The organism is Clostridium cadaveris (genome assembly GCF_020911725.1).
Lineage (GTDB): Bacteria > Bacillota > Clostridia > Clostridiales > Clostridiaceae > Clostridium_X > Clostridium_X cadaveris.
This window is the reverse complement of the sequence record NZ_CP076620.1, coordinates 398,731-416,850: the sequence shown is the minus strand read 5'-3', so window position 1 is coordinate 416,850 and position 18,120 is coordinate 398,731. Positions and strand designations below refer to the sequence as shown.

The following is an 18,120-nucleotide window of genomic DNA, read 5'->3' as shown; positions in this document are numbered from 1 at the left end:
TAATAACAGCCTAAACTGCTTTCTAATTCATAAATTTTTGAAGCTGGTCTTTATCTTCTTTGATAGTTCCTTGTATAAGTGTCTTGCTTTCTCCATCGATGTCTGGATGGTTTTGTAGAAATTTTTCCTCTAAATCTATTCCCATCTTCATGCTTTCTATTGCTTTATCTCTTATTTCTTCTTCAGTGTTAACAAAAATGTTCTTTACCTCTGACATCTTTTCTGCCATTTTTCCAGCAACACTTAAGCTCTTTGGTGGATCTCCACCTAGATCCATTATTCTGTCAGAAATTATAGCTGCATGATTATGATACATGCTTTTAGTTTCACTAACTAAAGCCTTCAAACTATCTTCTACATTACATTTGTTTTCAAATCCTTTAAAACTTTCAATTCCCATATATATTCCTTGAAGATATTCATTTAAACTTTCTGTATCCATGATTATCCCTCCTTTTTTATTAGTTTTCTCAGAAAGGACAAAATTTATTTATCTGAATGAATTATCTTGTAAAGATCAAGGTAGAGATATCTAACTCTCCATTTGCTAAAATTATAATATTCTCCATATCCTTCTTGAATTATTTTTGACATTAAAATATCATGAATTCTGCTTCTCACATCCTGTAGCCACTGTCTTTCCACATCTATTAGTTCACTCTTATCTAACTTCCTTATACGTTGTTCTATATTAAAAATATCTTCATCTTGATTTGCAAACACATTTCTTGCATTATCTCCTTGTAATATTATTACATTCCCCAATCCTATTATATCTGACTGCCTATCAAATACTGCACACCACTGAGATATTTCATCTTTTTCTTTATTTATATATGCTAATTCTTCACTGGTGATTTCACCTTTATCCAGAATCTCTTTAGTTTTTATATAAATATTGTTGCCATGTTCTTCTATATTGCTTACCGAAATAGAAATTGTATCAAGCTCTTTATTTGAAATTGTTAGTGGAAGCGCAATTACAAGAATAATTGCAAATACTCCTATTGCTACAAATGAAGTCCTGCACTCTCTAAAGTTTTCACTTCTTGATGCTAAAAATCCTAGCAATACCAAAATCCATATATAAGATATTCCTAATTCTGAAAATAACATACTAAAAATAAATAAACATCCCCATATTATAGCTTTGATCCTAAATTCCTTCATTTATAGTAACCTCCTAATGATTATTACTCTGGCTTTTCCATTCCCATAAACTGTTTTGTAGTTCATATATACTGTCCCTCCACTGCTTCTCTATGTCGTCAGTATAAAGATTTTTTTCTCGCTTATCACTAGGAGCCTTCCAATTACATATTATCTCTGTGCTTTCAACTATATCTTTAAAAACCTCCTTTGTTTTATCATTCAAATAATATACGTTATCTTTTACCTCAAAGTTATCTTTATTTAATATTTCTCCATAAGGAACAATATGGTAAAGAGTAATATCTTCATCATTTAAAAAAAATAACTTCTCATTGACCAATTTACTCTGTGCTATCATATATTCAAGCTTTTCCTCACTTAGAAAACCATCTTCTAGAACTTTCTTAGCCGCCACATACAAATCTCCACTGTCATTATTCAACTTTCCTGCTACCAAACTATTCGTTCTCTCTATTTTGTAATTTTTCCTCTCTATCTTAGAATAATATGAATCTATCCATATTCCACCTAGAAGTAAAACAACAACCGTACTTACCATAATTGAGGTTATTTTTTTAGTTTTTTTCTCTTTCATATTAATCCTCCTTATACTCAATCTAGTATGGTTTCAAATGCCATCGTATGATTTTCTTATATTCATAAATTTAAATGAATCTGTATAGGCGAATTTAATTATGTCTAAGTTTTCTATTATCTCGGAAATATCTTCTCTATTCCTTCGCTTATGGCTGTTGCCGACTTTTCTGGGAATGATGATTCTGACATCATATTATCTTCATCTGGATTTGATAGAAAGCCCATTTCTATTAGTACTACAGGAACTTTGGACCAGTTAAATCCTGTCATATCTTCGGAATAGATTAACCCTCTGTTTTTTATGTTCATTTTGCTACAATATGTGTCTAATAGTATCTTTCCGTATTTTTCACTTGAAGCTGCAATAGCTTTTGTATTTTCATTTACTCCTTTAGGAATTAGTATTGAGGCTCCTTTTGCTGATGCATTATCAAAAGAATCACAGTGTAGTCTTATTACCAAATCTGCGTTAGCTTTATTTCCTATTTCTGCCCGTTCAACATTCCCAAGGCTTAAATTTTCATCTGTTTTCGTCATAACAGAGTTATATCCTTTAGCTGTTAACTTTTCATTTAATTCTTTTGCTACTCTCATGGCTATCTTGTATTCAGGTATGCCTGTAACTACGCCTGAAGCACCTCCACCGTCCTTTATCTTCATAACATTTGATCCTGGAGATAACGGTTCTTTTTCTAAATTTGCCTTAACCGCATGTCCAGGATCTATTACTATGGTTATATTATTTTTTTCTTTTGTTTTTCTCGTTTTATCTTCAAATTCCTTTTCAGTTTCCTTAGTCCTTGCGGCCTCTTCTTTTTCCTGTTTATCGTCTTCTATTGTATTTTCCACATCCTTTGGATTCTTATCATTTTCTGTATCTTCCATTGATGCTGTATTATCAAGTGGAACTTCCTTAACTTTTTCTTTGTAAAGAACAAATGATACTACTGCCAAAGCCATTATGCTGATTAAAATCAGATGTGTTTTCTTTTTCATTGACTTTCTCCTTTTTATTTTCAATGATTGTAAATCTTTATATTCTCATTATACTAATTTTTCCATAACCTTTCTATCTTTTTATATAATTTATAGTTCAGAATATACCTATTACCCTCACATATATTAATCGTTTACATATTATATAATGAGTATATTTCAGGAGGTTTTACAAATGCAGGAAAAGCTATTAAACTCTAAAAAGAAAATCTTAAAAAGGGTGGCTGCATTAGTAAGTCTTTTCTTACTAATTCCTTACTTTTCTACATCAGCTCGAGCTGAAACAAAATCCGTAGACATCTCTTCTGACTTAGGTATAACCCTTGAGACTAAATGCGTTGAAACTCCAACTCTAACAGGCATTTATTCTCTTGGTAAACCTGCTAACACCTATTTTCCAGGCAAAGATTTTTCATTGCTTGATAATGTAAGTACTGGCAAAGTTGCAAACTATAATATTAAAATATCTTTAAATAGTAAAGGTAATCAGTTATATGATTTAGATGAGCTTTATATTCAATCAGTAGCTGACCCTAGAGAAGATGGAACCGGCAAATTTTTAGGATATTGGATAAATACTAATGGAGATCCTAAAGATACAACTGATGATGGAAAAAATACCATAGTCAATGGTTATAATTCTAAAATGTATTCTAAACCGTTTAGTTCCTCATCAAAGATTAAATCCAATTCATGCTTAGACACATTTATAACAGTTACCTTACCTGCTTCAGGATTATACTGGAAAACTAAAGTAATGCCTAAAATACAAGTAGTTGCTGTTAAAGATGGTATAAAAAAAGTCAGCTCACCTTTTGATCTTCCAACACTAAAACTATCAACTTCCGGCAATTTAGTAAGCACTTTAAAATCCTCAAATTCAATAGAATATAAAACCATAGACGGTAAAAAAGGTTTTACTGCTCCCTTTACCGTAACTACAGAAAAAGAAAATATAATTAGCATATCTAAAATTCTTGATGATCCTAAATATGAATTAATAACTTATTCAATCAAAATTGACGCTTTGATAAACGGCAAAAATTTCATGTTAAATACAGACAACTTTAAAATAGGAAATATAGATAATGGAAAGCTTGTATCATCAAAATATAATAACGGAGTACTAACCTTAGTTGTAAAACAGCTTTCCCCAGGTCCATCTCTAAGTTTTACTGTAACTCCTTTTATTCCATTTAATATGAACACTTCAAGTATTACTGCAGTTGAAGTAAAAGGATCATGGAACACAAAAATTCCTGAAATAACAAATTTCCAAAACCAATATTTATTTAATCAATGTGCTTGTGGTTCTATTTGTTCAAAAAATATTTTCAATACTCCTAATACTGATGGTGTTGTTACTGTTAAATATTTAGAAGAGGGTTCTAATAAAGAATTATCTCATGATGTAACTATAATTGGTGCTGTAGGTACAGAATACTATACTGTTGCTAAATATATCTATGGCTATCAATTAACTAAGGTCCCTGAAAACGCCAATGGAACCTTCAAAAAAGAGCCTCAAACTGTAACTTACTATTACAAACATCGTCAAAGTGTTGTTAATGTAAAGTATGTTGAGGAAAAAACTCTTAAATCTCTTGTTCCTGATGAAGTCTTAACTGGTTATGTTGGTGATAAATACGAAACTTCAGCTAAAAATATTCCTGGTTATGATTTTGTTAGAGCATCAATTAACGCAAAAGGAGTGTTCTTAGAACTTCCTCAAACTGTTATTTATTATTATAGAAAAGCCGTACCATGTGTTTCTACTGTTACTGTTAAACATTTAGAGCAAGGGTCTAATAAGGAGCTTGCTCCTCATGAAAATCTAAATGGAACAATTGGAGAAGAGTATTCTACTACTTCTAAAGCTATATATGGTTACGAATTAGTTGAAACTCCTGAAAATGCTAATGGTACTTTTAAGGAAGAGCCTCAAACTGTGACTTATTATTATAAACATCTTAAAGGTACTGTTACTGTTAAATATTTAGATAAAAACTCTAATAAACCAATTGCTCCTAATGAAGTTTTAGCTGGTTATGTTGGTGATAAATACGAAACTTCAGCTAAAAAAGTAAAAGGTTATTCACTTGTTCAAACACCTTACAATGCTAATGGTACTTTTGCCACTGAAAACAAAGATGTAATTTATTATTATTCAAAAGATAGTACGGTGCCTGTTCCTGATGATAATAACACAGGAAACAATACTCCTAAGACTGGAGATCCTAATAACCTAATATCATATATAATAATAGCCTCTGCATCATTGATTGTTTTAGCTGGAATTACTATAAAACGTAAATCATTAAAAAAATTTTAAAGTTGATTAAATAAAATAAGAGTGCTGCCATGAGAGTTTAAATCTCATGGTTAGCACTCTTTATTATCTTGTACTACTCTTTGAAGAACGTCTTTACTTTTGCTTCTTTTAATGTTACCTCTACTATAGATATACTTCCGCCCCTTACAACCTGATAATTTTCATCAAGCTCACAACTTGGATCTATAGATATAGCAAGGGTAGAATTCATACTATCTCCTGGTATTATAACTGAACTTAACCCAAATTGCTCTTCTTTACTATTATTATAATATCTAAGACTTCCTCCATCAGCATAAGCTACATCTTTTTCACGGTTTAAAAAATAGCTTTTATCATCATCTTTATCTATCCATTTTCCTTGAATACTCGCCATTACATAATAGTAATTTATATATCCTCTATCACCTAATGTAAACATAGTATTCTTTAAGTTGTTTTTTCCATCCATATCATAAATAAAAAGAGCACTATCATTATTAAGCCACTGAATCTTGTAGGTGTTTTTTTCTATTGATTTGTAATTTGAACTGCCAATAAGCGTTTCTACTTTCTTCCCGAATATCATCGCTCTTCTTTTCAAATTTACAGTTTCAAATCTCATATTTTTGTACTCTTTCAATATAACCTCATGACTTTTATCTGGAGACTTTGACACTATAAGATTAACTCCTCCAACAAAATACATTAAAGTTGAATTGGCGATAATCAGAGCTGCTATTACTGCTGCTTTTATTCCTCTGAATTTTTCATTCCAAATTATTGAAAATAAAACTATTATTATAAGATAGTTTGTTACATAAATCATCCAGTCATAGATCAAATAATATTGCCTTTTAGGTGCTACAATTAGGGAAAAAACTTCAAATAGTACAGCTAAAACTATAAGAATTCCTAACAATGTTTTAATTTTTTTACTTTTTATCATCTATTAATCCCCCTAATTTGAAGTGATTTAATATATCTTTATAAAGATTATCTTCTCTATCTACAGGATCCCATGTTACCCCTGTATTTACACTTCTATATGCCCTTACTCTTCCTTTGCCATCAACTGTTTTTTCTATAGTTGCTATGTATCCAGTTTTCTCGTCATCAACAAAATCTATATACATTCTCTCATATGTTCTGTTCAAGTTATGGTTAGCAGTTTTAGATATAGTTCCTACGCTCCACGCTTCACCATTATACTCACTTTCAGTAGTTATTATGCTTATATTCTCAGAACCTTTTCCTCCATAAATAATGGCTGTCTTATTGTTTGAAGTATATACATTGCTTACTTCTATTTCATCTAAATAGCCACTTATTTTTGCATATCCTGCATCCTTATCATCAGGAACCTTAAGCCAAGATTTTCCCTTGTCCATAGTTATATAGAGTGATCCATCCCGTATTACATAATTTTCTTCCGTCTTTACATTTAAGGTTACTGGATGTTCTCCATCAATAGCCCTAGATATCATTCTATCTATATCAGTTGTTGTATCCACATAGTTTTCACTGGTATCTTTTTTCTTCTCCTCTTTTAAAGGATTTGTTTCAGTATAATTTTCATTTACTTTGTTTACTATTCCCTTAGAACCATAATATGCTCCTAATCCTAATGCTATAGTCAAAATTGCAATTACTATTTTCTTATGATTCATTTCATCACCTCTAACAGAATTATAACACCATATTTAACAACTTTAGTCTTCAACAACAAATTTAATAATATATTCTACCCAATGAGTTTCATTCCATCCTGCAATAAAACTATAAATATACTCTCCCGGTTTCTCTGCTATCGTTATAGTGTTATCTTTTAATAGCACATCTATATTGCTTCTTACTGCATTATCATCAATAACAAATTGCTTTACTTTAAAATCTTTAAGTCCTTTATCTGATGACAATTTTATTTTCACGCTGCTTCCTGCATTTATTTTATGTCCTTCTAGCTTTTCTGCTGCCTTCTCTATTCTAATTCCAAGATTCGAATTTCCCGTAAATGACCACATATGCTCATTTTTAAATGCCTTAATTTTTTCTCCATTGACTTCACAGGTTAAATATGGCGCAACCCATGGAATTTTTACTGTACGATTCCCCAAAACTAAAAAACATAAAAATCCAACTAAAAACGCTGCTATTAATCTCATTTTTATGATGTCTTTCATATTTATCCCTCCAATACGAAGTACATTCCTTATATATATATATAATATACTTTTTTTACATCTTTTGGAATAATAGCTTTTAATATTTTTTACCACAATAAAGTGGTTTATGATAATTTTTATAAGTTTTTTCAGTATAATTTCATTAATATCTGCTTAAATTTTATTTTTTGCAACTAATTTTAGTGCTTTTTATAGCTCATCTATTAGGAAAAACTCCATATTTTCAATGGTTGCAATCGATTTTCTCTAAATTATTTCTAATTAATAACTTTTTCATAATTATTCCGTTGACATTGAATTTTCCTAGTAATATAATCATAATAAACATGTAACTGTTTAAACAGGCATAAGTTTTATTAATAAACTTATGCCTGTTTACGTAATAACGACATACTGATGAAAGGAAGTATATTTATGTTTGGATTTTTAAAAAAGAAAAATAGTGAATTAGTAGCACCAGTTTCAGGTAAAGTTATAGAATTATCTCAAGTTCCTGATGAAGTTTTCTCACAAAAAATGGCTGGAGATGGAGTAGCAATAGAGCCATCTGATGATTTAGTTGTTGCACCTGCTGATGGATCAATAACTTTAATATTTAAAACAAATCATGCTTTTGCTATGACTTTAGAAAATGGATTAGAAATACTAGTTCATATAGGATTAGATACTGTAGAACTTAACGGAGAAGGATTCGAAAGATTAGCAACTGAAGGAGAAACAGTTAAAGCTGGTACTCCTATAGTTAAAATAAACAGAAAATTATTCGAAGAAAAAGGATACAAAACTGTAACTCCAGTCCTTGTTACAAACCCTGACATCCTAAAAGAGATGAATGGATTAGTTGGAAACAACGTTACTGCTGGAAAAGACGCAGTTATCTCTTACAAAAAGTAATTTCATAAATGCATAATAAAAAGCATAGTTTACAGGTCATCCTGTTTACTATGCTTTTTTAGTGAAAAATTAGAATATAAAAGTGAAGAGTAACGGTTATTTCTACTCTGTTATCGCAGAAATTCTTATTTTCAAAATGCTAATTAAACTTATATAAATTCACAAAACTCTTAACTTAAATCCTAACCATGTCTTCTGTTATATCATTTAAACTATGAGCACCGCACATTGCCATAGTATCCTTTAATTCATCTCCAAGTTTCTTTGTATAAACTTCAACACCTTCTTCAGCTCCTCCATATACTGCTGTTACAAAAGGTCTTGAAATTATTACTCCATCAGCTCCTAAAGCTAATGCCTTGAAAATATCAGTACCACAACGTATTCCTCCATCTACAAGTATTTTCATTTGTTTACCTACTGCTTTAACTATCTCTGGAAGAACTTCTGCTGTAGCTGGACATTGATCTAATACACGTCCTCCATGATTTGATACAACTATAGCATCAGCACCTGCTTCTTTAGCTTTTAAAGCTCCTTTTACAGTCATGATTCCTTTTACTATAAAAGGGAGCCCTGAAGATTTTATTATATCCCTCAATTCTTCTACTGATTTACTGCCTGCTGGGGGAGTAAGATTCTTTAAAAACGGAAGTCCTGCTGCATCTATATCCATAGCTACTGCAAAAGCTCCGCTTTCACGGACAAGCTCCATCTTTTCGCTAATTGTTTCTGCATTCCATGGTTTTACCGTTGGGACTCCCATTCCGTTGGATTTTTTTATAGCCTTTGTAGCTGCTTTCATAACCTCTGGATTTGTACCATCACCAGTAAAGGCTGCAATTCCAGCTTTTGCACAAGCTGAAACTAAGATATTATTATATTGAACATCATCATATTTGTCACCATAGTGTAAATTTACAGCTCCAACCGGACCTGCAAAAAATGGATAATCGAATGTTTTTCCAAATAATTCAAACGTAGTATCAACTGGACCATTCTCAGTAAGAGTATCCATATTAACTCGAATCTCTTTCCATTTTTCATAATTACGTGTAGCAGTATCACCTATACCCTTTGATCCTGGTCCTGGCATTTGATTCTTACACGCTTTACCATTGCACTCAGGACATGCTTTGCAATAACTACCTAAGCTTCCTTTTGCATTATCTAAAACATCTTTGTAATTCATACCCTTATCTCCTCCAATATCCCCTCATTTAAGTAAAATTTTACTACCTATATTTATAGTGCGATTATATTCCAAAAGTCTTTTTTTGTCAATGAAAGTGCCTTCTCTGGAGACTCTAAATCCCTTGATTCTTAAGCCTTTACTTAAACATATATATCTATACAAGAGACTTAACCATATCTCTAATTTCTTTAAAATCATCTTCATTTGGATGAGATGCTGCACGATCAAAATTGTCTATTAAATTTTTAAACTTAATATCATCTGTTTCATTCATCATTTTTTCGTATCTATTGCGAATTGACACAGGCATCTTTCCTTGACACATATAAGTTCCTACAATATTATTGGAGACATCCAAATTTTTTTCTACTGATTTCAATATTCTGCTATAGTACTCCTCGCTACCACCAAAGCCTGCTGTTCCAAAAATAAATACTTTTTTATCTCTCAAAGACTTTAAAAACTCCTCCATCTTTTCATCACAGGTTCCTTTGTCAGTCCAAAATCCTACAAATATGAGAGTTGTATCTTTTCCTTTAGGATCAACGCTACCAAAGTATTTGCATTTTTCACTACCAACTTGCTCTCTAATAACTTCTGCAAGCATAGCTGTATTTCCAGTATTACTACTATAAACTATTGAATATTCCATTTGTTTTCCCCCTTCTTTTGAATGATTTTCTCCATCAGTGAGATTAGCTGTGTTCTCTCATCTTCTTCAATACCAGAAAACACTTTTTCATCCCATTGACTGAACAAACTGTAAATAACTTTGAGGGCTTCCTCACCTTTTTCTGTTAAGCTTAATATATAGGCTCTCTTATCACTCTCACTTTTTTCTCTCAAAACAAATTCATTTTGAACAAGCTTTTCAATAGCCCTAGTTGTATGCCCAGAATCAAATCGTAGTTCAGAAGATAAGTTTCCAGGAGAGCATTTAGGATGCCTTCCAATATATATAACAAAATAGAGAAGCCCTCTTGATAACCCTATTTTCTGTAGCTTTTCATTGCAGAATTTTGAAAAATCCTTATACAAAAATGTTGTAAAAAAAGCCAATGTTTTTTTCATTTTACTACCTCCATTTACCTGACCAAGTCAATAATATTCTTTTTATCTGACTTTGTCAATTAATCTCTAAAAAAATAATCCTCACCAAACATTGAGGATTATTTAAAATTTTTTATTTTTTTAGTCTTTCTATATGGATAGCTAAATATCCAACCTCATCTTCAGAAATTTTAAGATCCAACTCTTCTTCTAGTATATTAGATGCTCTCTTTGCTAGTTTATAGGATTCAGCATATTTTCTCTTTATAGTAGATAAAAGATCATTCTCAATCTCTTCCCCATTAAGAATTCTTTCTATTGCAAACCTTACATGAGTTGTAAATCTTGCAAAATCTATGCTTTCTCTATTTATAGTTATATTGGAATTTCTCTCAACAAACTCAATTACCTCATTTACAACAGTAGTGAATCTTAAAGTGTTTGATAACTTTCCATTGTTTCTGGCTGAGTGTATATGAAGGGCTATAAATCCAACTTCACCTTCTGGTATATGTATCTTCATAGTATCTTCTATAATCTTTTTAGCCTTTCGAGCAATTATAAATTCAAGTTTATATAAAGTCTGTGTTTCTACTAAAAATGGGTTATCTATGGTATCATTATCTTCAATTCTCTTTAAGGCAAAAGCTATATGGTCTGTCAAAGATATATGAATTTTTTCGTCTAATTCTTCGCCTAATTCTCTCTCTATCATAAAAATAATTTCTTCACACATACCTACTACACCACTATCGGCATAACTTATAAGTTCATTAAAATTCTTTTTATTTTCTTTGTTTTCAATTATAAATATTTTCTCTACTTCCACATCTTTATCTATAATATGGCCTGTTTTTTTTCCAAAACCTATGCCTTTAGAAAATAGAATCTTTTCTGCACTTCCATCTTGTACTAATAAAACATTATTATTAAATACTTTAAGTACTTCTATTTGATGCTGGTCTGAATGTTCCATTGTTTATCAACCCTTTTCTTAGTAATTGTAGCTTTTATATATGATAAAATATCTAATAGTCTAATTTCAACCACCAACTTTTCTCAATTTCAAGCTAATATCCAAAAAATGACTTTTGAGTAATTATATGATATAATCTTTTTTATATTAAAGTTAGGAGTGGTCTCATGAAAAATTCCAAAAGGAATACGAAACTTATTATAACATTATTAGTTTTAATTTCAGCTTTATTTATTATTATAATATCTATCGTGTATCCAAAAAATAATTTTACCATAATAATTGATAATCAAACTTCTATTAATTTTAATAATTCTTATATAAAGTATAGTGTATCTGAAGAAAAACTTGACATACCTTCTATCAATAAAAAGTCCACAAAAAAATTACATATGAATTCCATATCAAAATTCGATACTAACTCAATGAAATTTTACTATATTGACGAGAAAAATAAAACTAAAGATGTGTTATTGTTAAAGGATTTTTCTGATAAAACCAAAGCCACAATCAATCTGTCAATAGTTCCAAGCAATAATGATGATAACTTTGAAATAAGTGTAAAAACAGCCATATATGAATAGCATCCATACGCTGCTAGATAAGAGTTAATTAGTGAATAGTTATTTTATAGTATCTTTAAATTCAGTTATTAGATTAAGAACATCATTTTAATTTATAGATTGCTAATTTTCATCACAATAGAAAATACTATTGTGATGAATTTTTCCATGATAGTATTTTCTTGTGAAGGCTGTTTTAAATACAGTTTCGTATAACAACAGCTCTTCACTCTTATCTATTCTATGCAACTTTTTATTTTTTTAAAATCTTTTTCATCTGAGTTACAAGAGGATCTGCTATAGTTCCTACAACGATTTGAAGATTTCCTTCTCCCATCCTCATTATAGCAGTGATTCCTAGTTTCCTTAGTTTTTCATCATTCACCTTTGAATCATCTTTTATAGACAGTCTTACTCTTGTTATACATGCATCTACAGCCTCTACATTTTTCTTTCCACCTATTGCATTTATAATATCCTTTGCCTTTGTAGAGAGTCCAGATACGGTTTCTCTAAATGATGGTTCTTCATGTCTATTTTCATCTTCATTAATTCTTCCTGGCGTAGGAATATTAAATTTCTTTATGCAAAATACAAAAATCACATAATATAATACTCCAAATACCAATCCTATTGGAAGAATCCAAAGAGGTTTCGAAGATATTCCAAAGCTTAATCCATAATCTATAGCTCCAGCAGAAAAATTAAATCCCATTCTTATTCCTAAAGCTGTAGTTAGTGCAAGAGAAACTCCTGTTAATAATGCATGAATTAAATATAATCCCGGAGCTAAAAACATGAATAAAAATTCTATAGGTTCTGTTATTCCTGTTAAAAATGATGTAAATGCTATCCCTATAAGCATTCCTGTTACAGCTTTTCTCTTTCTTCTTTTAGCTGTAGTTATCATGGCTAAACACGCTGCTGGAAGGGCAAACATCATTATAGGAAAGAATCCCGTCATATATGTTCCAGCGGTAGGATCTAGTGCAAAAAATCTCGCTATATCTCCCTTTGCTATAATTCCAGAAGCGGTTTCAAAGTTCCCTAGCTCCATCCAAAATACTGCATTTAATATATGATGAAGTCCAAACGGGATAAGAAGTCTATTTAATACTCCAAATCCAAATGCTCCTATAGCCCCAGCTTTCCCCATGCTTATTCCAAGAATGTTCAACCATTCTTGAATAGTAGGCCATACATACCCAGCTAACAATCCAAGGGCTAGAGCCAATATCGATGTTATTATTGGAACAAATCTTTTCCCTCCAAAGAAACCTAAAAATTGCGGAAGTTCTATTTCTTTATACTTGTTATAAAGAATACCTGCCATTACTCCTATTAATATTCCACCTAAAACTCCCATATTTATAGATGTATCAAAGCTCACCGCTACTCTTGTAAGTATCATATACCCAACTGTTGCTGCCAAAGCTGAAATTCCATTATTCTCTTCTGCTATTCCTACAGAAACTCCTATGGCAAATATTAATGGAAGACTCTCAAATATAACTCCGCCAGCCTGCATCATCCAAGGAATATTCCACACATCAGGTGCTCCAAGTCTATTTAGAAGTCCCGCTGCTGGTAACACTGCTATTGGTGTCATTAAAGCTTTTCCCATCTTCTGTAATGCTCCTAGAAATCTATCCTTTCTTGCCATATAGAATTTCTCCTTCCTTTGAGTATGTGTTCTTTAAAAAAGCCAGAAAAGTTGTTACCCTTCTCCAGCTGCTATTTTCATCTTGAGATTTCCAATATGCTTTTAAGCTTCATCTTTAGCAGCTTCTTTAAATCTCTCAATGTGTATCGCTAAATATCCAAGTTCATCATCTGGAACATCTACATCTAATTGATCTTCTATTATCCTTGATGCTTTCTTTGCTAATTTATATGATTCCTTATATGTCTTTTTTATAACCTTTAATAATTCATTCTTTATAGTTGTTTCATTTAAAATTCTTTCTATTGCAAATCTTATATGAGTGCTAAATCTTGCAAAGTCAAGGCTTTGTCTATCTACATATATGTCTAGTTCATCCTCTATAAATTCTATTATAGAATTTGTAACATAAGTGAACTTAACCGTATTCGATAATCTCCCTTTATTTCTCGCTGAATGTATGTGAAGAGCTATAAAACCACACTCACCATAAGGGATTTCTATCCCCATTGTATCTTCTATTATATGTGCAACCTTTTGAGCTATTTCAATTTCTTGTTTATATAGAGTTTCAGTTTCAACTATAAATGGATTTTGTATTTCCTCTCCATTTTGAATTCTCCTTATAGCAAAAGATACATGGTCAGTTAATGATATATGAATCTTTTCATCAAGTTCCTCTCCAAGCTCCTGTTCTATCATGTATATGACTTCTTCGCACATACCGATAATTTTCTCGTTACCATGATTTATAAGATCCTTAAAGTTCTTCTTATTTTGGATGTTTTCCATAGCAAAGACTTTATCTACTTTTACAGTCTTTTCAACCTTTTCTCCTGGATTTTTTCCAAACCCTATACCTTTGGCAAGTAAAATCTTCTCTCCTTCATCGTCCTTTACTAATAAAATGTTATTATTAAAGCCTTTAATTACCTCCCAGTATTCAGCTTTACACGAACTCATACTCAGACCACCCCTCTAGCCTTATTATATAATAATGACTATGCAATTGTAATATTTTAACATGATTAAAACTTATTATTTCTATTATACTATATTATATAAGTCATACACTATTTAGAAAAGTCTTTTGCTGAACTTTTAGTTAAAATTACATAATAATAGCTTTATAAATACAATTATCTTTATCTTTTCAATAATATCTTCTTAATCTTTTACCTCCATCTTTAATTCCTGTATTAAAATATTAAAACTTAGATACATTTGAAACTTCTATAAAAGCCACAGCTACTCCCCCCTTTGAATCATCTCTACAATATCATCCACTGATATATTTATCTTCTTCGCTTCCTCGATAAGCAATATTATCTTATTTTTCAAACTATTTAGCACTTTTCTTTTTTATGATAATATTTAATTATATTTATATTGAAGGGGTGAGAATTTATGAAAGTTGGGATCATTGGAGTAGGCAGTATATGTAAGAAAGCTTACCTCCCTATAATTACTTCAAGGGAGGATATAGAAATAATTTTATGTTCTAGAAATAAAGATGTACTTCTAGATATAAGTAAAAAATATAGAATTCAAAATTTCACTACCTCTGTGGAGGAACTCATAGAAATGGGGATAGATTGTGCATTTGTCCACAGTTCTACAGAATCTCACTATAAAATTTGTGAAAAACTTTTGAACAATGGGATTCATGTTTACGTAGATAAGCCTATTTCCCACTCTTTAGATGAAGCTTTAGAGCTTAGTAATATAGCAAAGAAAAATGGCAAGATGCTTATGACTGGTTTTAATAGACGTTATGCACCTATGGTAGCTGATTTAAAAACTTTAGGAAAGCCTCATATAATAATAATCGAAAAAAACCGAGTGAATCTTCCTGGAATTCCAAGAGTTTTCGTCTTTGATGACTTCATTCATGTAGTTGATACATTGAGATTTCTTATTGGAAATGATTATAAAACCCTAACTGTGGATAGCCTAAAGGATGAATGTGGATTAAAGAATGTGGTTATAAAACTTTCTAATGAATTTACCACAGCTATAGGAATAATGAATAGAGATAATGGTATTCGTGAAGAGACAATGGAATACATGGCTTCTGGCAAGAAAGCTATAGTATCAAATTTATGTGAAACCTCTTATTTTGAAAATAGAACTATATTTACAAAGAAATTTGGAGATTGGGATCATACTCTTGCAAAAAGAGGTTTTATAAACATCATAGATGATTTTTTGAAAAGAGTAAAAGAAAATACTCCATCCTATGATTTACTTGATGATTCTATAAAAACTCATAGACTTTGCGAAGATATTATTAAAAAACTTTAGTTCTTAATTAGCTGCTTAGTCCAGCATTTAATACTTGCAATTTGGTTATAGAGGAGATTTTTTATGTTTCTTTTAGGTATTTTCATAATAGCCGCCTATATCTTAATAAGCTTTTTTGTAGGAATAAGAATTTTAAAAAGCCTGTGCAAGTTTAGAAGTCCTAACATAAAAGTTTATTGGACTGTATTTTCTTTTATAGCTTTATCCTTTGTACTAGGAGAATTGACAGGAAGATTTATTCCTTCTGGTTTCTCTAAAATTTTATCATTAATAGGATATTACTATATGGCAGCTCTTCTTTATATGATAATTTTATTTCCAGTAGCTTCGCTGCTACATAGAATTTTTAAGAATACTAACTTTGACTTCTACGGCATAAGTCTTTTATTCATAGCCATACTATTAATTATCGGAACATATTTTGGTTTTTCTCCTTATGTAAAATATTATGATATCACAACTGAAAAACCACTGAAAAATGGTAAGCTTAAGATAGCTTTAGTTTCAGATGTGCATCTCGGAGAAATTATAGGTAATTCTAGGCTTAAAACAATGATAGATAAGATAAATGCTTTAGATGCAGATGCTGTAATAATAGCTGGAGATTTAATAGATAGTAATCTGGAACCAGTGCTTCAAGATGATATGTTGTCTCAGCTAAAATATTTAAAAAGCAAATATGGTACCTTCTTTGCTTTTGGCAATCATGATTTTTACACAGGACGAAGCGATGAGATTGCTGAAATTTTAAGAGAAAATGGAGTTCATGTACTTCGCGATGAGGCTGCACTTATAAATGATGAATTTTATATAATAGGAGAAGATGATAAAGCTATTCTTAAATATGGTGGAAATAACAAACCTTTAAATTGTATAACCGACACACTTAATAAAGATAAACTTTCGATACTTATAAATCATGTTCCAAATGACATAGATGAATCTTCGACTAATGGCATAGATCTTCAGGTATCCGGTCACACTCACAGAGGTCAGCTATTTCCATGTAACTTAGTTACTCGCAGTATTTTCGATATTGACTATGGCCTTAAAAAGTTTGATAATACTAACGTAGTAGTATCTTCCGGTTATGGAACTTGGGGTCCACCCCTAAGAATTGGAAGTCGTTCAGAGATAGTCATGATCTGTTTGACTAATTAATTGATTTTAGAAGTTAACTTTATTTAATCATATTATTACCGTATTATAAATGCTCTTTCATGACATAAAATTTTATTCAACAGACGAGGAGGTGTTTAAAATTAGTTTCAACAATATAAGTAATAGAAGTAAAGGTATAGCCTTTATGATATTTTCAGCTTTTGGATTTGCTATGATGTCTACCTTTGTTAAATTGTCTGGAGACCTTCCAGCTTTTCAAAAGACGGTTTTTAGAAATTCAGTATCTTTAGCCATTGCTTTAGCCCTTATTATAAAACACAAGGAGAGCTTCTTTGGTAAAATGGAAAACCAAAAACTTCTTCTCCTTCGTTCCGTATTTGGAACCGTAGGGGTTTTATGCAATTTTTATGCTATAGATAGACTAGTTCTATCTGATGCAAATATGCTAAATAAGCTAAATCCATTCTTTGTTATAATATTTTGTTCTCTATTTCTGAAAGAAAATATAAATCAAAAACAAATGCTAACTATACTTACAGCTTTTGTTGGTGCATTGTTTATAATAAAGCCAAGTTTTAGCTTTGATATGCTTCCTGGATTAGTTGGAGTTTTGGGAGGTTTATGTGCTGCTGTAGCCTATACCTGCCTTAGAGCTCTAGGCGGTCGAGAACAGTCTTATACTATAGTATTTTACTTTTCTCTATTCTCTGTAGTATCCATTCTTCCTTTTATGTTTATGACATATGAACCCATGACAATAAAGCAAATGCTATACCTTTTATTATCAGGAGTATTTGCAAGTATGGGACAGTTTGGAGTCACACTAGCTTATAAATATGCTCCTCCAAAAGAGGTATCTATATTTGATTACACAAATATAATCTTTTCAGCGATAATAAGCATCATAGTATTTGATGTGTTCCCTGATAAGTATAGTTTCATCGGATATGGAATAATATTTGCAGCATCCTTTTATATGTTTTTGTACAATAAAAAACTCGATGTAAATGAAGGAAAACAACAAAAGTGAGACTGTCTTTTGACTAGTCTCACTTTTTTATATATAATTTTATAATGCAAATCAATAATATCTTTAGAAACTTTCTGTTCT

Annotated in this window: 19 protein-coding genes; 6 read left to right on the top strand and 13 right to left on the bottom strand. The window is 30.9% G+C overall.

The features are described from left to right. Positions 1–22 precede the first annotated feature (22 nt). The 4 genes from KQH81_RS01885 to KQH81_RS01870 form a co-directional block, all read right to left on the bottom strand. Positions 23–442: a DUF2383 domain-containing protein gene (locus KQH81_RS01885; RefSeq protein WP_099335448.1), complete on the bottom strand. Its 420-nt coding sequence runs from the start codon at positions 440–442 to the stop codon at positions 23–25. Positions 443–486: 44 nt separating this feature from the next. Beyond that, the gene (locus tag KQH81_RS01880) at positions 487–1,170 is read right to left on the bottom strand and encodes a hypothetical protein (RefSeq protein WP_074846257.1); all 684 of its coding nucleotides are present in this window, start codon (positions 1,168–1,170) and stop codon (positions 487–489) included. 13 nt (positions 1,171–1,183) lie between these two features. Then, positions 1,184–1,747 (bottom strand): hypothetical protein, encoded by a 564-nt coding sequence (locus tag KQH81_RS01875; protein ID WP_027638784.1) that lies wholly within the window; start codon positions 1,745–1,747, stop codon positions 1,184–1,186. Between the two features lie 116 nt (positions 1,748–1,863). Continuing rightward, positions 1,864–2,745, bottom strand: a complete 882-nt coding sequence (locus KQH81_RS01870) for an N-acetylmuramoyl-L-alanine amidase family protein (RefSeq protein WP_027638785.1) — start codon at positions 2,743–2,745, stop codon at positions 1,864–1,866. A 175-nt stretch (positions 2,746–2,920) separates the two neighbouring features. Between KQH81_RS01870 and KQH81_RS01865 the strand changes: the two genes are divergently transcribed. Continuing rightward, positions 2,921–5,077 (top strand): MucBP domain-containing protein, encoded by a 2,157-nt coding sequence (locus tag KQH81_RS01865; RefSeq protein WP_230028766.1) that lies wholly within the window; start codon positions 2,921–2,923, stop codon positions 5,075–5,077. Between the two features lie 73 nt (positions 5,078–5,150). Here KQH81_RS01865 and KQH81_RS01860 read toward each other — a convergent pair whose 3' ends face one another. The 3 genes from KQH81_RS01860 to KQH81_RS01850 are packed head-to-tail and all read right to left on the bottom strand — an operon-like array spanning position 5,151 to position 7,239. Next, positions 5,151–6,005 carry a hypothetical protein gene (locus tag KQH81_RS01860; protein ID WP_074846262.1) on the bottom strand — a complete coding sequence of 285 codons (855 nt, stop codon included), beginning with the start codon at positions 6,003–6,005 and terminating at the stop codon, positions 5,151–5,153. Then, on the bottom strand, positions 5,992–6,726 hold the full coding sequence (locus tag KQH81_RS01855) for a hypothetical protein (protein WP_027638787.1): 735 nt from the start codon (positions 6,724–6,726) through the stop codon (positions 5,992–5,994). The genes KQH81_RS01860 and KQH81_RS01855 overlap by 14 nt, the downstream gene beginning before the upstream one ends. A 42-nt stretch (positions 6,727–6,768) precedes the next feature. Next, a complete protein-coding gene (locus KQH81_RS01850; protein WP_027638788.1) occupies positions 6,769–7,239 on the bottom strand; it encodes a hypothetical protein in 471 nt (156 codons plus the stop codon). Positions 7,240–7,656: 417 nt separating this feature from the next. Between KQH81_RS01850 and KQH81_RS01845 the strand changes: the two genes are divergently transcribed. Next, on the top strand, positions 7,657–8,136 hold the full coding sequence (locus tag KQH81_RS01845) for a PTS sugar transporter subunit IIA (RefSeq protein WP_027638789.1): 480 nt from the start codon (positions 7,657–7,659) through the stop codon (positions 8,134–8,136). A 175-nt stretch (positions 8,137–8,311) separates the two neighbouring features. On the opposite strand, the gene KQH81_RS01840 is transcribed toward KQH81_RS01845, so the two are convergent. From KQH81_RS01840 to glcT (KQH81_RS01825), 4 genes are all read right to left on the bottom strand, one after another. After that, positions 8,312–9,328: an alpha-hydroxy-acid oxidizing protein gene (locus KQH81_RS01840; RefSeq protein ID WP_099335447.1), complete on the bottom strand. Its 1,017-nt coding sequence runs from the start codon at positions 9,326–9,328 to the stop codon at positions 8,312–8,314. Positions 9,329–9,485: 157 nt separating this feature from the next. Next, a complete protein-coding gene (gene bilS, locus KQH81_RS01835; RefSeq protein ID WP_027638791.1) occupies positions 9,486–9,983 on the bottom strand; it encodes a flavodoxin family protein BilS in 498 nt (165 codons plus the stop codon). Next, positions 9,968–10,402 carry a bilirubin utilization transcriptional regulator BilQ gene (gene bilQ, locus KQH81_RS01830; protein ID WP_027638792.1) on the bottom strand — a complete coding sequence of 145 codons (435 nt, stop codon included), beginning with the start codon at positions 10,400–10,402 and terminating at the stop codon, positions 9,968–9,970. Before bilQ ends, bilS begins: the two co-directional genes overlap by 16 nt. Positions 10,403–10,514: 112 nt before the next feature. Beyond that, entirely contained in the window at positions 10,515–11,357 is an 843-nt protein-coding gene (glcT, locus tag KQH81_RS01825; protein WP_027638793.1) for a glucose PTS transporter transcription antiterminator GlcT, read from the bottom strand. 167 nt (positions 11,358–11,524) lie between these two features. On the opposite strand from glcT (KQH81_RS01825), the gene KQH81_RS01820 reads away from it, so the two are divergent. After that, entirely contained in the window at positions 11,525–11,941 is a 417-nt protein-coding gene (locus KQH81_RS01820; protein WP_027638794.1) for a hypothetical protein, read from the top strand. A gap of 232 nt (positions 11,942–12,173) precedes the next feature. Here KQH81_RS01820 and KQH81_RS01815 read toward each other — a convergent pair whose 3' ends face one another. Both KQH81_RS01815 and glcT (KQH81_RS01810) read right to left on the bottom strand, forming a co-directional pair. Continuing rightward, positions 12,174–13,583 (bottom strand): PTS transporter subunit EIIC, encoded by a 1,410-nt coding sequence (locus KQH81_RS01815; protein WP_027638795.1) that lies wholly within the window; start codon positions 13,581–13,583, stop codon positions 12,174–12,176. A 102-nt stretch (positions 13,584–13,685) separates the two neighbouring features. After that, positions 13,686–14,546: a glucose PTS transporter transcription antiterminator GlcT gene (gene glcT / locus KQH81_RS01810; RefSeq protein ID WP_027638796.1), complete on the bottom strand. Its 861-nt coding sequence runs from the start codon at positions 14,544–14,546 to the stop codon at positions 13,686–13,688. Positions 14,547–14,990: 444 nt separating this feature from the next. On the opposite strand from glcT (KQH81_RS01810), the gene KQH81_RS01805 reads away from it, so the two are divergent. From KQH81_RS01805 to KQH81_RS01795, 3 genes are all read left to right on the top strand, one after another. Next, positions 14,991–15,887: a Gfo/Idh/MocA family protein gene (locus tag KQH81_RS01805; protein ID WP_074846277.1), complete on the top strand. Its 897-nt coding sequence runs from the start codon at positions 14,991–14,993 to the stop codon at positions 15,885–15,887. 63 nt (positions 15,888–15,950) lie between these two features. Then, positions 15,951–17,048 carry a metallophosphoesterase gene (locus tag KQH81_RS01800; protein ID WP_074846278.1) on the top strand — a complete coding sequence of 366 codons (1,098 nt, stop codon included), beginning with the start codon at positions 15,951–15,953 and terminating at the stop codon, positions 17,046–17,048. Positions 17,049–17,148: 100 nt separating this feature from the next. After that, complete coding sequence (locus KQH81_RS01795) at positions 17,149–18,039, top strand: DMT family transporter (protein WP_074846285.1); 891 nt, start codon at positions 17,149–17,151, stop codon at positions 18,037–18,039. Positions 18,040–18,120 lie beyond the last annotated feature (81 nt).

Coding starts and splice junctions, on each gene's coding strand:
- KQH81_RS01885 (WP_099335448.1), bottom strand. CDS start 442: ATGGATACAGAAAGTTTAAATGAATATCTTCAAGGAATATATATGGGA.
- KQH81_RS01865 (WP_230028766.1), top strand. CDS start 2,921: ATGCAGGAAAAGCTATTAAACTCTAAAAAGAAAATCTTAAAAAGGGTG.
- KQH81_RS01850 (WP_027638788.1), bottom strand. CDS start 7,239: ATGAAAGACATCATAAAAATGAGATTAATAGCAGCGTTTTTAGTTGGA.
- KQH81_RS01870 (WP_027638785.1), bottom strand. CDS start 2,745: ATGAAAAAGAAAACACATCTGATTTTAATCAGCATAATGGCTTTGGCA.
- KQH81_RS01840 (WP_099335447.1), bottom strand. CDS start 9,328: ATGAATTACAAAGATGTTTTAGATAATGCAAAAGGAAGCTTAGGTAGT.
- KQH81_RS01855 (WP_027638787.1), bottom strand. CDS start 6,726: ATGAATCATAAGAAAATAGTAATTGCAATTTTGACTATAGCATTAGGA.
- KQH81_RS01815 (WP_027638795.1), bottom strand. CDS start 13,583: ATGGCAAGAAAGGATAGATTTCTAGGAGCATTACAGAAGATGGGAAAA.
- KQH81_RS01805 (WP_074846277.1), top strand. CDS start 14,991: ATGAAAGTTGGGATCATTGGAGTAGGCAGTATATGTAAGAAAGCTTAC.
- bilS (WP_027638791.1), bottom strand. CDS start 9,983: ATGGAATATTCAATAGTTTATAGTAGTAATACTGGAAATACAGCTATG.
- glcT (WP_027638796.1), bottom strand. CDS start 14,546: ATGAGTTCGTGTAAAGCTGAATACTGGGAGGTAATTAAAGGCTTTAAT.
- KQH81_RS01860 (WP_074846262.1), bottom strand. CDS start 6,005: ATGATAAAAAGTAAAAAAATTAAAACATTGTTAGGAATTCTTATAGTT.
- bilQ (WP_027638792.1), bottom strand. CDS start 10,402: ATGAAAAAAACATTGGCTTTTTTTACAACATTTTTGTATAAGGATTTT.
- glcT (WP_027638793.1), bottom strand. CDS start 11,357: ATGGAACATTCAGACCAGCATCAAATAGAAGTACTTAAAGTATTTAAT.
- KQH81_RS01845 (WP_027638789.1), top strand. CDS start 7,657: ATGTTTGGATTTTTAAAAAAGAAAAATAGTGAATTAGTAGCACCAGTT.
- KQH81_RS01875 (WP_027638784.1), bottom strand. CDS start 1,747: ATGAAAGAGAAAAAAACTAAAAAAATAACCTCAATTATGGTAAGTACG.
- KQH81_RS01880 (WP_074846257.1), bottom strand. CDS start 1,170: ATGAAGGAATTTAGGATCAAAGCTATAATATGGGGATGTTTATTTATT.
- KQH81_RS01800 (WP_074846278.1), top strand. CDS start 15,951: ATGTTTCTTTTAGGTATTTTCATAATAGCCGCCTATATCTTAATAAGC.
- KQH81_RS01820 (WP_027638794.1), top strand. CDS start 11,525: ATGAAAAATTCCAAAAGGAATACGAAACTTATTATAACATTATTAGTT.